At 68.9% G+C, this 13,128-nt stretch carries 11 protein-coding genes; 5 read left to right on the top strand and 6 right to left on the bottom strand.

Annotated elements, in window-relative coordinates:
- Window positions 1–168: 168 nt before the first annotated feature.
- From yidC to I5E_RS11365, 5 genes are all read left to right on the top strand, one after another.
- Entirely contained in the window at window positions 169–1,143 is a 975-nt protein-coding gene (gene yidC, locus I5E_RS11385; RefSeq protein WP_022907099.1) for a membrane protein insertase YidC, read from the top strand.
- The gene (locus tag I5E_RS11380) at window positions 1,144–1,653 is read left to right on the top strand and encodes a Jag family protein (protein WP_022907098.1); all 510 of its coding nucleotides are present in this window, start codon (window positions 1,144–1,146) and stop codon (window positions 1,651–1,653) included.
- Window positions 1,650–2,294: a 16S rRNA (guanine(527)-N(7))-methyltransferase RsmG gene (gene rsmG, locus I5E_RS11375; protein ID WP_022907097.1), complete on the top strand. Its 645-nt coding sequence runs from the start codon at window positions 1,650–1,652 to the stop codon at window positions 2,292–2,294. The genes I5E_RS11380 and rsmG overlap by 4 nt, the downstream gene beginning before the upstream one ends.
- Before the next feature lie 81 nt (window positions 2,295–2,375).
- Window positions 2,376–3,269, top strand: a complete 894-nt coding sequence (locus I5E_RS11370; protein WP_022907096.1) for a ParA family protein — start codon at window positions 2,376–2,378, stop codon at window positions 3,267–3,269.
- Window positions 3,269–4,249, top strand: a complete 981-nt coding sequence (locus I5E_RS11365) for a ParB/RepB/Spo0J family partition protein (RefSeq protein WP_022907095.1) — start codon at window positions 3,269–3,271, stop codon at window positions 4,247–4,249. The genes I5E_RS11370 and I5E_RS11365 overlap by 1 nt, the downstream gene beginning before the upstream one ends.
- 849 nt (window positions 4,250–5,098) lie before the next feature.
- Here I5E_RS11365 and I5E_RS11360 read toward each other — a convergent pair.
- The 6 genes from I5E_RS11360 to I5E_RS24530 all read right to left on the bottom strand — a co-directional run.
- Window positions 5,099–5,617: a YdcF family protein gene (locus I5E_RS11360; RefSeq protein ID WP_261974920.1), complete on the bottom strand. Its 519-nt coding sequence runs from the start codon at window positions 5,615–5,617 to the stop codon at window positions 5,099–5,101.
- Between the two features lie 127 nt (window positions 5,618–5,744).
- Window positions 5,745–6,707 (bottom strand): D-alanine--D-alanine ligase family protein, encoded by a 963-nt coding sequence (locus tag I5E_RS11355; RefSeq protein ID WP_022907093.1) that lies wholly within the window; start codon window positions 6,705–6,707, stop codon window positions 5,745–5,747.
- 46 nt (window positions 6,708–6,753) lie between these two features.
- On the bottom strand, window positions 6,754–8,058 hold the full coding sequence (locus tag I5E_RS11350) for an aminotransferase-like domain-containing protein (protein ID WP_031262278.1): 1,305 nt from the start codon (window positions 8,056–8,058) through the stop codon (window positions 6,754–6,756).
- 171 nt (window positions 8,059–8,229) lie between these two features.
- Window positions 8,230–8,556 (bottom strand): thioredoxin, encoded by a 327-nt coding sequence (gene trxA / locus I5E_RS11345; RefSeq protein WP_017887828.1) that lies wholly within the window; start codon window positions 8,554–8,556, stop codon window positions 8,230–8,232.
- 62 nt (window positions 8,557–8,618) lie between these two features.
- Window positions 8,619–9,617 carry a thioredoxin-disulfide reductase gene (gene trxB / locus I5E_RS11340; protein WP_022907091.1) on the bottom strand — a complete coding sequence of 333 codons (999 nt, stop codon included), beginning with the start codon at window positions 9,615–9,617 and terminating at the stop codon, window positions 8,619–8,621.
- A 79-nt stretch (window positions 9,618–9,696) separates the two neighbouring features.
- Window positions 9,697–13,128, bottom strand: a 3,432-nt coding sequence (locus I5E_RS24530; protein ID WP_148286941.1) for a DUF6049 family protein, incomplete at its 5' end; no start/stop codon positions are given.

The following is a 13,128-nucleotide window of genomic DNA, read 5'->3' as shown; positions in this document are numbered from 1 at the left end:
CCCCTGGGCAGCCGGGGGCATCGACGACGTCCGGGCACGACGTCGCCCCTACGACGTCAACCGGTTCGGGTTCGTGCTCGCACCGACCCAGCCGCAGCCGCAGCCCACGGGTGGTCCCACCCGCCCGGTCCTGCTCTCCCAGCGCACTCGAAAGGCGTGACAGTCCCCATGGACCTCGGATTCATCGGAACGATCCTCTGGCCGCTCAAGTGGGTGGTCTCGGCCATCCTCGTGGGCTTCCACTGGATCTTCGAGAGCATCGGCATGGACCCCGGAGCGGGCATCACCTGGGTGCTCTCCATCATCTTCCTGACCTTCGTGGTGCGTGCCGCGCTCATCCCGATCTTCGTGCGGCAGATCAAGTCGCAGCGACGCATGCTCGAGGTGGCGCCGCAGCTGAAGAAGATCCAGGAGAAGTACAAGGGCAAGAAGGACCAGTTCTCGCGTGAGGCAATGAGCCGCGAGACCATGGCCCTCTACAAGGAGACCGGGACGAACCCGCTGAGCTCCTGCCTGCCGCTGCTCATCCAGATGCCGATCTTCTTCTCGCTGTACTCGGTGCTGCACGAGGCGCAGATCAACAAGACCGGCATCGGCCTGCTGACGAACGACCTCGCCGCGTCGTTCGGCAACGCATCGCTCTTCGGTGCCCCCCTGCACGAGACGTTCACGAACGCCTCCGGCTGGGAGGTCCGGGTCATCGCCGGCTTCATGATCGTCGTGATGACCGCGTCGCAGTTCATCACCCAGCTGCAGCTCGTCGCGAAGAACATGTCCCCGGAGACCAAGGAGTCTCCGATGTACCGCCAGCAGAAGATGATGCTGTACATCCTCCCGCTGGTGTTCGTCATCTCCGGTCTGTCGTTCCCCCTCGGCGTCATGTTCTACTGGCTCGCCTCGAACGTCTGGACGATGGCGCAGCAGTACTTCGTCATCCGCAGCATGCCGACGCCCGGCTCCGAGGCAGCACTCGCCCGTGAGGCCCGCCTCGCGAAGAAGGCGCAGCGCCGCGGTGCGGCCACGCCCGTCCTCGCCGAGGCCGGCGCGGGTGCCGGTGCCGCCGAGATCGAGGCCGTCCGCGTGACGACCCAGCGCCAGCAGCCGGTCGGGAAGAACCGTGCCAAGAAGAACGGGAAGAAGTAAGTGACCGAGCAGGACACCGCGGCCGCCGTGGACACCACCGTCGACACCGCGACCGTCGATGACGACGCCCGCGACGAGGCCGACATCGCGGCGGACTACATCGAGGAACTCCTCGACATCTGCGACCTCGACGGCGACATCGAGATCGAGGAGCGCGCGGGTCGTGTGTACCTCTCGGTCACGGACGAGGGCGACGCGCTCCGCGTGCTGTCGAAGCCGGACACGGTGTCGGCGCTGCAGGAGCTGACCCGGATCGCGGTGCAGGCCGAGACCGGTGAGTTCAGCCGTCTGATCCTGGACGTCGGAGGCTCGCGTGACGCTCGTGCGTCGGAGCTGCAGCGGCTCGTCGACACCGCCATCGAGCGCATCGAGGCGGGGTCGAGCTCGGCCGCGCTCCCCGCGATGTCGTCGTACGAGCGCAAGCTGGTCCACGACCTCGTCGCCGAGAAGGGCTTCCACTCGGAGTCCGAGGGTGAGGGTCGGGACCGCCACACGGTCGTCACCCGATGACGGACACCGCACCGCCCGTGCTCGAGGCGGAGCCGGCGGCTGCGGCGACCCTGTTCGGTGACCGCATCGACCTCGCCCGGTCGTTCACCGGTGAGCTCGCTCGACGCGGCGAAGAGCTCGGCCTCATCGGCCCGCTCGAGCTACCCCGCCTCTGGACTCGACACATCCTCAATTCTGCGGTCCTCGCGCCGCTCCTGGAGGAACGGGGCCGGGTTGCGGACGTCGGCTCCGGCGCGGGACTCCCCGGCCTGGTACTGGCGATCGCTCGCCCGGACGTGCACCTCACGCTCATCGAGCCGATGGAGCGCCGGGTGGACTGGCTCACGACGGAAGCCGGACGCCTCGGGCTCGACAACGTGGAGGTCGTCCGTGCTCGCGCCGAGGACGTCGCGGACGAGATCGTCGTCGACCAGGTCACCGCGCGCGCGGTGAGTGCACTGTCCAAGCTCATTCCACTGACGGTCCCGCTGGTCCGGTCCGGTGGTCAGCTCATCCTCATGAAGGGTGCCCGCGTCGAGGACGAGATGGAGAAGGCCCGCAAGGTCATCCTCCGGAAGCGTCTGACCGATGTCGAGGTGCTCGAGCTCGGAGTCGGTGTGGTCGAGGAGACCACACGCGTCTTCCGGGCTACAGTTGACTGACGCTGCGGCTCGGGCCGGTTCCACCGGCCGCCAGTGGCTCCGCGTTCCACGTGAAACACTGAACCGGGGAAGAGGCACTCGTTGAGTTCATCGACCGATTACGACGCGTCGACACCGCTCGCTCGCGAGATCGCCGACCTGAACCGTCGCCGTCGGGCGATCGCGAAGCAGCAGTTCCCGCTGCCGGCGACGACGCGGGTGTTCACGGTGTCGAACCAGAAGGGCGGCGTCGGGAAGACCACGACGACGGTCAACCTCGCTGCCGCGCTGGCGCATGGAGGGGCCCGCGTCCTCGTGATCGACCTCGATCCGCAGGGGAACGCGTCCACGGCGCTCGGGGTGAACCACCAGGCCGAGGTCCCGAGCATCTACGACGTGATCGTCGACGAGGCACCGATCGCCGACACGGTGCAGCGCTCCCCCGAGTCGGACACGCTCTGGTGCGTGCCGGCGACCATCCACCTGGCCGGCGCCGAGATCGAACTCGTCTCGCTGGTCGCTCGCGAGCAGCGCCTGCGCACCGCGCTGGACCAGTACCTCGAGTCCCTCGACGAGCCGTACCACTACGTGTTCATCGACTGCCCGCCGTCCCTCGGGCTGCTCACGATCAATGCCTTCGTCGCCGCGCGGGAGGTGCTCATCCCGATCCAGTGCGAGTACTACGCACTCGAGGGCCTGAGCCAGCTGCTGCGGAACATCGAGCTCATCGAACGGCACCTCAACCCGAAGCTCGCGGTGTCGACGATCCTCCTGACGATGTACGACAGCCGCACGAACCTGTCGAACCAGGTCGCGGCGGATGTCCGGGAACACTTCGGGCAGCAAGTGCTGCAGGCGGTCATTCCCCGGTCGGTCCGCGTGAGCGAGGCACCGAGCTACGGGCAGAGCGTGGTCGCGTACGACGTCAACTCCACCGGGTCGCTCTCCTACCTGGAAGCAGCAGCCGAGATCGCAGCACGAGGAGCACAGCACTGATGGCACCGAAGCGAACTGGACTCGGGCGGGGTATCGGAGCCCTCATCCCCACGACGTCCGAGCAGCAGGACCGGCCCGTCGACGTCTTCTTCCCGACGGGTGGGTCTCCGGCGTCCGCGCCGGTCGTGGACGGGGCCACCGCCGAGGAGCTCGTCGCCGTCCCCGGAGCGCGTCTCGCCAACCTGAACCCGCTCGACGTTGTGCCGAACGCGCACCAGCCGCGTAAGGAGTTCCGCGAGGAGGAGCTCCAGGAGCTGGTGCACTCGATCCGTGAGATCGGTGTCCTGCAGCCCATCGTCGTGCGTCCGATCGCCGGCGCGACCGGTACGGAGCCGCAGTACGAGCTGATCATGGGTGAGCGCCGACTGCGGGCCACCAAGGAGCTCGGGCTCAGCACGATCCCGGCGATCGTCAAGGACACTCCGGACGACGCGATGCTCCGCGACGCGCTCCTGGAGAACCTGCACCGAGCGAACCTCAACCCGCTCGAGGAGGCATCGGCGTACCAGCAGCTCCTCGCGGACTTCGGGATCACCCAGGAGCAGCTCGCGCAGCGGATCGGTCGCTCGCGGCCGCAGATCACCAACACCATCCGTCTGCTGCGGCTCCCCTCCCCCGTTCAGCGCCGTGTGGCGGCCGGTGTCCTCTCGGCCGGCCACGCGCGGGCCATCCTCGCAGCGCCCGATGCCGAGGCGATGGAGTACCTCGCCGAGAAGATCGTGAACGAGGACCTGTCGGTGCGAGCGGCGGAGTCGATCGCCCAGCAGCTGTCCGCGAAGACGCCGGTGAAGCCGAAGGCCGAGCCGTCCAAGCGGCAGCTGCACTTCAACGACCTGGCCGATCGGCTGGGCGACCGGCTGAACACGCGGGTGAAGATCGCCGTGGGCGCGCGCAAGAGCTCGGTGACGATCGACTTCGCGAACGGTGAGGATCTGAACCGGATCCTGGCTGAGCTCGGCATCGAGGACGTCGCAGGCTGATCCCGCACCATCAACGGCGCGGGTGGTGAGCTGACTCGCTCTGGGAAGCCGTGTGCGGCTGTTTGACGGGAGCCTGCGGCACTCGCGGTGTCCGGCCTGGGTGGGATGCTGTTCCTCGCGGAGACGGCCGCGTGTGGCTCCGCTCCGGGGCTGCAGCGCCGCGGATCGGGAAGACTGGAGCACCTCTGCTGTCAGCGCGTCGTGCGCGTGACCGCCGACGTTTCACGTGGAACATCGACGACGGTCGTCGGGTCACGCGTAACTGGCAGGGCCGGATGGCCGACGAGGGCTCGTGGCTGGCGCGTGCGAGTACGGGTGCGGCTGCTTCGAACCAAGGGTCATCGCGGGCGGGCCACATCGGTGGAACCAGATCCGGGCACTCGGTGGACCCGGATCCGGGCGGGTGAACCGAGACAGGGCATCGACCATGTTGCCCGGAAGTGGATCGCTGGATACGCACGCGGCGGCTGATCGCCGGACGGCGCGGGTGGAGCGGACCGAGATGGACTGTGCGACCGCGACCAAACGACGTTCCCCCTTGGTTTCGGGCACCGAGTGGACCGCCCGGACTGACATGGTGATCCCTGGATGCCCGTAGCGTAGGACGTAGTGCTTCCTTCCGTCTCCGGAGGGGTCTCTGCGCGCGATGTCCTCGGCCGATGCCGACAGCGCATGTGCTGGCTTGGTCCTGGGAGGACGATGTTGGCCTGGCGCCGTGGTCTGGACGTTCAGACTGGAGCGGGCGCAATACAGGTCTGCTCTGGGCCGGCGCATCATTCGAGGTTCAGAGCGTGTCCGCTGCGTTGGTGGCGTGGCACGGAGGCGGAGACGGACGCTCTGCGCGAGACCCTATCGGCGGTGTTCCACGTGGAACACTGCGCGGAGCTTCCACAACCCGACGGCCGCGAAGATCGGCTTCACGAGAGTCATCTCCCCGAACCGATGGTCCTCGGCGGACACCAGCGCCGCAGCACGGTCCAGATACTGGCGCCGGAAGTACGTGCGTGCCTTCTCGGCGTGCAATCCGTTCGAGGCGAATGCGACCTGATCCGCAGCGTCGATCCATGGCCCGGCGTTCCGCACATTCTCCCAGGTCGACGTACTGTCGGCCTCGACCGACACATCGCCATCCCACCCGAGGGCAGCGGTGATGTGATTCCGGAGGAGCGCGGCCTCCGCGATGGGGCCTCGGACCGCTCCCCCGCTGCAGAGGATCCTCACCGACGCCCCCGCCGCGCGAGCGCGACGAGCCGTTCGGACGGCGATCCGGGCCCGCCACCGGTTGACCATGTTGATGCGGGTCCCGCGGTTCCCGAACCCCAGGACGACCACCACGAGGCGCAACCCCGGTGCTGGCAGCGGGAGCATCGCCGCTCGACGGGCAGCGCGAGCATGGACGACCTCTCCCCCGGCGATGACCGAGAGTCCGACCGCTGCAGCAAGCACCACCGCGGATGTTCCACGTGGAACATCGATCCTTCGGTGCGACAGAGGCTTACGCCCGGTGGTCGCGGATCGCCTGCTCGGCCAGCTCGGCATACGTCCATCCCAGATCGAAGCCGGATGCCGAGAGGGCCTGCGGAACCAGGGACGTCTCGGTGAGACCCGGAAGCACGTTCGCCTCGAGGAACCAAGGGGTCCCGGCCGCGTCGATGATCAGGTCGACACGCGAGATGTGGCGGAGGCCAAGGGCCTCGTGGGCGGCGATCGCTGCGGACGAGGCTGCGGCGGCGTACTCATCGGACAGTCGAGCCGGCGTGTAGAACGTCGTCTCGCCGGCGTTGTAGCGAGCCTCGAATCCGTAGATGCCACTGCGCGGGACGATCTCGACGGCGGAGAGTGCCACGGGACCGTCGCCGGTGTCGATGATGCCGACTGCGACCTCGGTCCCCCGGATGAGCTGTTCGACCACGACGTCATCGCAGTAGGTGTACGCGGTCACCATGGCCCGCGGGAGGTCGTTGACGTCGTCGACGAGCGTGACGCCCTGCGCGCTGCCACCCCGAGCGGGCTTCACCGCGAGCGGCACCGGATGCTCGCCGGCGATGCTCTCGAGCACACCGACGGCACCGAGTTCCCGGAAGACGTCGTGGGACAGCGTGACGGACCGCGGCGTGCGGACGCCCGCGCGGGCGACCAGTGCCGACGCAGTCGGCTTGTCCCATGCCAGGCGGGCCGACGTCGAACGTGAGCCGACGAAGGGGATGTCGAGCGCCTCCAGGATGCCCCGCAGAGCACCGTCTTCACCCGAAGCGCCGTGCAGAGCCGGCCAGACGACGTCCGGGCGGGTCTCCCGCAACGTGGGGAGGAGCGACGCATCGGCGTCGCGCAGATCGACCTGCCAGCCGTACCCGGTGAGGGAGTCCGCGACGCGGCGGCCGGAGCGCAGGGACACGTCACGCTCGTGCGAGATCCCTCCCGCGACGACGACGACGTGACGGCGGGTGAGCTCGGCCATGCGGATGGACCTCCGGTACTGCGGGTGGAACGTGGAAAAGTGCTGATCAGGAGATGTTCGGCGGCGGAGCGCTCACCGAGGAGGTCGGCCGGACGACACTGGTCGGCCGCGTCGCGGGCCCGAAGGTCTCGATCAGTTCCAGCTCGTCGTTCACCACGTTGGCGAGGCGCTTCACGCCGACGCGGATCTGCTCCGGCGTCGGGTAGCAGAACGACAGACGGATGTGTCCGCCGCCGCGGCCGTCGGCGTAGAAGGCCGTCCCCGGGGTGTAGGCGACGAGCTCCTTCACCGCCCGCGGCAGCATGCCCTTCGAGTCGAGCGATTCCGGCAGGGTGAGCCAGACGAAGAACCCGCCGTTCGGCTTCGTCCACGAGAGGTCCGGCAGGAACTCCCCCAGGGCCGACAGCATCGCGTCACGACGTTCGGCGTAGAGCCCGCGGAACGTGTCCACCTGGCCCTTCCAGTCGGCGGCGTCGAGGTACGCGTTGACCACGTACTGCCCGAAGGAGTTCGGGGCGAGGACGGCCGACTCGTTGGCGAGGACGAGCTTCTCGCGGATCGCGTGCGGAGCGAGGGCCCACCCGACGCGGAAGCCCGGTGCGAGGGTCTTGGAGAAGGAGCCGAGGTACACCACGCCCTCTTCGTCGATCGAGCGGATCGCCTGCGGCGCCGGCTCGTCGAACCAGAGGAGCCCGTACGGGTTGTCCTCGAGCACGAGGATGTTGTTCGACCGGCAGATGTCGAGGATCTCGATGCGACGCTCGCGGCTGAGGGTGACGCCGGCCGGGTTGTGGAAGTTCGGGATCGTGTAGAGGAACTTGATCCGCTTGCCCTGGGTGCGGAGGTTCGCGATCGCCTCGCGCAGCGCCTCCGGCACGAGGCCGTTCTCGTCGGTGGTGACGTGCACCGTCTCGGCCTGGTACGAGCGGAAGACGCCGATCGCACCGACGTAGGACGGCGACTCGGCGAGCACGACGTCACCCGGGTCGATGAACAGCCGCGTGACGAGGTCGAGCGCGTGCTGCGAGCCCGTGGTCACGACGACGTCCTCGGCGCTGGCACGAATACCTTCGAGGCTCATCACGTCGACGATGTGCTCGCGCAGCGACCGCAGCCCCTGCCCGCCGCCGTACTGCAGCGCCATGGCGGCGTCCTCGGCCATCACACGGTCCAGGGAGCCCGTGACGAGCTCTCTCGGCAGCGCGGAGACGTACGGCATGCCGCCGGCCAGCGAGACCACCTCGGGGCGGGAGGCGACGGCGAACAGGGCTCGGACCTCGGAGGCGCTCAGCCCGGCGGTGCGCTGGGCGTAGGAGTCGTACCAGGGGTCGAGGCTGTTGCCGTTCGTCATCTTGGCTCCGTTCCAGCGGGACGAGCCCGCCACTCACATTCCCGCCACACTACGACATCGACCCCGGGAACCCGGGCCCCGCGACGGGGCCGATCCTGAAGCAGTGGCCCGGAACGCCAGAACGGCCCCGCACCCGGTGGGGTGCAGGGCCGTTCGCGGTGGGTCAGACGACTACGCGAGGAACTCCGCGAGGTCGGCCTCGAGCGCCGGCTTCGGCTTCGCGCCGATGACGGTCTTGACGACCTCGCCGCCCTTGAAGACCTTCATCGCGGGGATCGAGGTGATCTGGTAGTTCATGGCCGACTGGGGGTTGTCGTCCACGTTGAGCTTCACGATCTCGATCTTGCCGGCGTGCTCCTCGGCGATCTGGTCGAGGATCGGCGAGACCGCGCGACACGGGCCGCACCACTCGGCCCAGAAGTCGACGAGGATCGTCTTGTCGGACTTGAGGACCTCGTCCGAGAAGGTGGCGTCGGTGACTGCCTTGGCGTTGGACATGTGTGCTCCTTCGAGAAGTCGATCAGTGGGTGCAACGCCCGAGGCGCTGCGGTATTCCGGGGTCAGGCGCGTGCGGCCTCGACGTCGACCGTGACGGGCGACTCCGGGGTGACGCCCTCGGCCGGGTCGGTCAGGGCGTCGTCGAGCTCGGCGAGGTACTTCTCGGCGTCGAGCGCGGCGACCGTGCCCGAACCAGCCGCGGTGATGGCCTGGCGGTAGGTGGGGTCGATGACGTCGCCGGCCGCGAACACACCGGGCAGGTTCGTCTTCGACGAGCGACCCTGGACCGCGATCGTGCCCTCGGGGGCGATGTCGATCTGGCCGTGGATGAGGTGCGTGCGCGGGTCGTTGCCGATCGCGATGAAGAGGCCGTCGAGGGCCAGTTCGCTCTCGGTACCGTCCACCGTGTCGCGCAGCGTGACGCCGGTCACCGCGGAGTCACCCGTGATGCCGGTGACCTCCTTGTTCCAGGCGAACTCGATCTTCGGGTCGTTCATCGCGCGGTCCTGCATGATCTTCGACGCGCGCAGGGTGTCCTTGCGGTGGATGACCGTGACCTTGTCGGCGAAGCGGGTGAGGAACGTCGCCTCTTCCATCGCGGAGTCGCCTCCGCCGACGACGGCGATGTTCTTCTGGCGGAAGAAGAAGCCGTCGCAGGTCGCGCACCAGCTGACGCCGTGACCGGACAGGCGCTCTTCGTCGGCGAGGCCGAGGTGGCGGTACGCCGAACCGGTCGCGTAGATGACCGCGAGGGCCTCGTACGTCGTCCCGGAGCCGACGGTGACCTTCTTCACGTCGCCCGTGAGGTCGACCGACACGGCGTCGTCGTACAGGACCTCGGCGCCGAACTTCTCGGCCTGTTCCTGCATCTTGATCATGAGGTCCGGGCCCTGGATCCCCTCGGGGAAGCCCGGGAAGTTCTCGACCTCGGTCGTCTTCGTGAGCTCGCCGCCGGTCTCGACGCTCGAGGCGACGATCAGGGGCTTGAGCTCCGCGCGTGCAGCGTAGATGCCGGCGGTGAACCCGGCCGGGCCGGAACCGATGATGATGAGCTGGCGCATGCCTCGCTGCCCTTCCGTAGTTGTCTGACCGGGTCAACCAATGCTACCGGCGTGGCATTCCGTGCCACCCGGGAAGACGTCAGCGACCGAGGCGCTTGCGCAGGATGTCGACCGCGCCGCGGATCTCGCCGTTCTTCGCGACGACGAGCCCGCCGAAGTACACGGCCACCATCACGGCGCCGGTGAGGGCGATCGTGATGAGTGCGCCGGAGACGTCGGACATCGCGAACCCGTCGGCCGAGAAGCCGCCGAAGAAGTTCACGACGACGAGCCCCACGACACCGGCGATGAGGCCGGCGATGACGAACTGGACGTGCGACCGGGTCACGATCGGCCCCTCGATGCCGTCCAGGCGCTTCCGGACGAGCACGAGCGCGATGATCGTCTGCACGGTCCCGGCGACGGTCGTGCACACCGCGATCGAGACACCGATCACGTTGCCCGGGAAGGTCGCGACGGCGAGGGCCCCGATGACGAACAGCACGGACTGTACGCACTGCATCAGGAACGGCGTGCGGTGGTCGTGCAGGGCCCAGAACACCCGCTGGATGATGAAGAGCATGCTGAACAGCACGAGACCCGGCATGTAGGCCCACAGGACCTGGGCCATCGCCTGCGTGTGGTCGAACCGGTTCTCCCAGATCCGAGCGAAGGGCATCGCGAGGACGATGAGCGCGACGCTCGCGAACACGGTGAACAGGCCGACGATCCGCAGCGAGAGCGAGAGGTTCCGGCGCACCGCTGCCAGGTCGCCGCGCTCGGCGTCGTGGCTCATGCGCGTGAAGTACGCCGTCGCGATCGAGACCGCGATGATCGAGTGCGGGAGCATGAACAGCAGCCACGTCGTGCCGAGGGTGGCGATGCCGGCACCACCGGCGAGCGATGCCACGCGCGACTGCACGATGCCGGCGAGCTGCGTCACGAGGATCATCGCGAAGAGCCACCCGGCGGCCGTCCCGGTGGAGCGGAGCCCCACCCCGCGCCAGCGGAAGTCCGGTCGGAAGGTCAGTCCGGCACGCCGCCAGAAGAACGGCAGGAACGCGGCCTGCGCGAACACGCCGAGCGACGCGCTGCCGGCGAGGACGGCGATCTTGACGGCCGTCCATCCCTCGGTCGAGGAGTTGACGTCGCGTCCGCCGAACAGCGCGATGAAGACGATCAGGCCCGCGATCGCGATGACGTTGTTGATGAGCGGCGCCCAGGTGAAGGGTCCGAACACCTGCTTGGCGTTCAGGACCTCGCCGAGGAGCGAGTACATCGCGTAGAAGAGGATCTGCGGCAGGCACCAGAACGCGAAGGCGACGGCGAGGTCCGTCTGCGCGGGCGTGAAGCCCTTGCTGTCTCCAGACGCCTGCTGGCTGTAGACCCACACGAGGAACGGTGCGAGGAGCGTCGCGACGATCGTGATCACGACGAACACCGACCCGCCGAGCGTCACGATCTTGTTGACGTAGGCCACCCCGCCGTCCGTGTGCTGCTTCATCGATCGGACGATCTGCGGGATCAGGACGGCCGAGAGCAGGCCGCCCGCGATGAGCGCGTAGATGTTGTTCGGCAGCTGGTTCGAGATGCCGAAGGCGTTCGCCGCGTCGGACCCGGTGTTGCCGATCGCGAAGGCGAGGACGAAGGTCTTCGCGAAGCCGAGGACGCGCGACAGCATGGTTCCAGCCGCGAGCATCGCGCTCGCGCGGCCGAGACTGCGCTCGGCCACCGGCTCGGCGTCGACCGCGGGCTGGGGCTGGGTGGTGCTGATGATCGGCTCCTCGGGGTCGGCTGACGGTGCGTCGCGCACCGCGGTGTCGGACTGGAGGAACGGTGCACGTCCGTCTCGCGACGACGCGGTCGGCAGGGCCTCGCCACCGACCACCGGCTGGACCTCGAGCGGACGGTTCGGATCCTCGTCGTCGTCAGCGTCCACGTCGCCGTTCCGGCGACGACGGCGCTTCCGGATGCTCCGGACGATGCCGAACCCGAAGATCGCGACGAGGGCCACCGCCGCGGCTGCGGTGATGACCGTCTCCCACTGGGCCTGGACGTTCAGCTCGACCGTGGCGGGGGTGGCGATCTTCACGCCGGTCGGGCTCGTGAGCGACAGGGTCAGGTTCACCTTGCCGTTCGCGACCGACTGGACCGGCACGGTGGTCCGGGTCGAGGAGTCTGGCTGGATCTTGACCTCGATGTCGTTCCGCACGATCCGCAACGCCGAGTTCGACGGCTGCACGGACAGCAGCACCGTGACCGGGTAGTCGGAGCGGTTCCGGATCGAGATCGGGAGCGACGACCGGTCACCGAGCAGGGTCAGGCTGCTCGAGTCCGGGATGCTGATCTGCGCGGTCTTCCCCGCCCAGTTCGCGAGCTGGGCGTCGATCGCGGTCGCGAGGCCGGATGCGTCGTCCCGCCAGGCGTTCGACGCCAGGGCGAGCAGTCGGAGCCGTGCCGGTGCGGTCAGGTCGGTCGGGGTGTCGAGCGCGGACGCGAACCCGGCGAGGTCCTGCTCGCCGTCGACCAGGCGGTCCAGCTGGTCGGTGCGGGCGTCGCCGTTCGTCCCGGCCGCGAGCGTGAGGGACCCGGCGGTGGCGGAGGCCGTCGTGGACAGGTCCGCCGGCGCGACCCAGGCGGTGTCCTCGAGCGCGTCGAGGGCCTGGCTGAGTCGCGTGGAGTTCGTCGGCCAGTCGCGCCCGAGGGTCAGCAGGATCGGCGCCTCGGCCGTCCCCGCCCGCGCCGAGGTCGCGAGCGTCGCGGTGAGCTCCGACATCGCCGTCGACCACTCCTGCTGGTTCGACGCGGTGGCGGCGGTCCGGAGGAGGGCGGACATCGTCTGGTCGGACACCAGGACGTGCTCGCTGCCGATCCGCTCGGAGGCGGCGATGGTCGTGTCGGCGCCGGCGGAGGTGTTGCCGCTCGACACGATCGTGGTCGTGGAGCCGGCCTTGGCCAGTGCCGGCAGGTCCGCCGCGGCGACGGTGCCGTCGGACGGCCACGCGATGCCGTCCATCGAGTACGGGAAGTCGAGCAGCGACGCGGTCGTGGGCAGCGTCGCCGGTGTCCCGTCGTCGGTGCCGGGGTCGGCCGTGGGCTCGTCGCTCGGCGTGCTCGTCGCGGACGGGTCGGCCGTCGGGCTCGTGGCGTCCGCCGTCGGGGTCGGGGTCGGTGTGGACGCCCCGGGGAAGTTCTGCTCCTTGATCTCCTGGTCGAGGGAGATCGGTGCGAGGATCCCGTCCGACCCCGCCTGCCGGAGCCCGGTGACGTCGGCGTCGGCGTACGGCAGGGCGAAGGTCTCGTTGCGGAGCGACTCGAGCCGGCTCAGCCACGCGATCGCCGAGGACGGCGCGTTCTCGCCGAGGATGCGGATGGAGGCGATGATCCGCGGGTCGATGGCGACCGCGACGTTGTGGTCCTCGGCGGCGTCGAGCTGCTGGGTGAGCGTGCCGTCGACGGCGGTCGTGGCCGCCAGGGTGCCCGCGGACAGCAGCCCCTGGTTGGTCTCGGGGACGGTGATCGGCATCGCCAC

Origin of the sequence: Curtobacterium sp. B18, from assembly GCF_000333375.1 — a bacterium.
Lineage (GTDB): Bacteria > Actinomycetota > Actinomycetes > Actinomycetales > Microbacteriaceae > Curtobacterium.
This window is presented reverse-complemented; position numbering and strand designations above follow the sequence as displayed.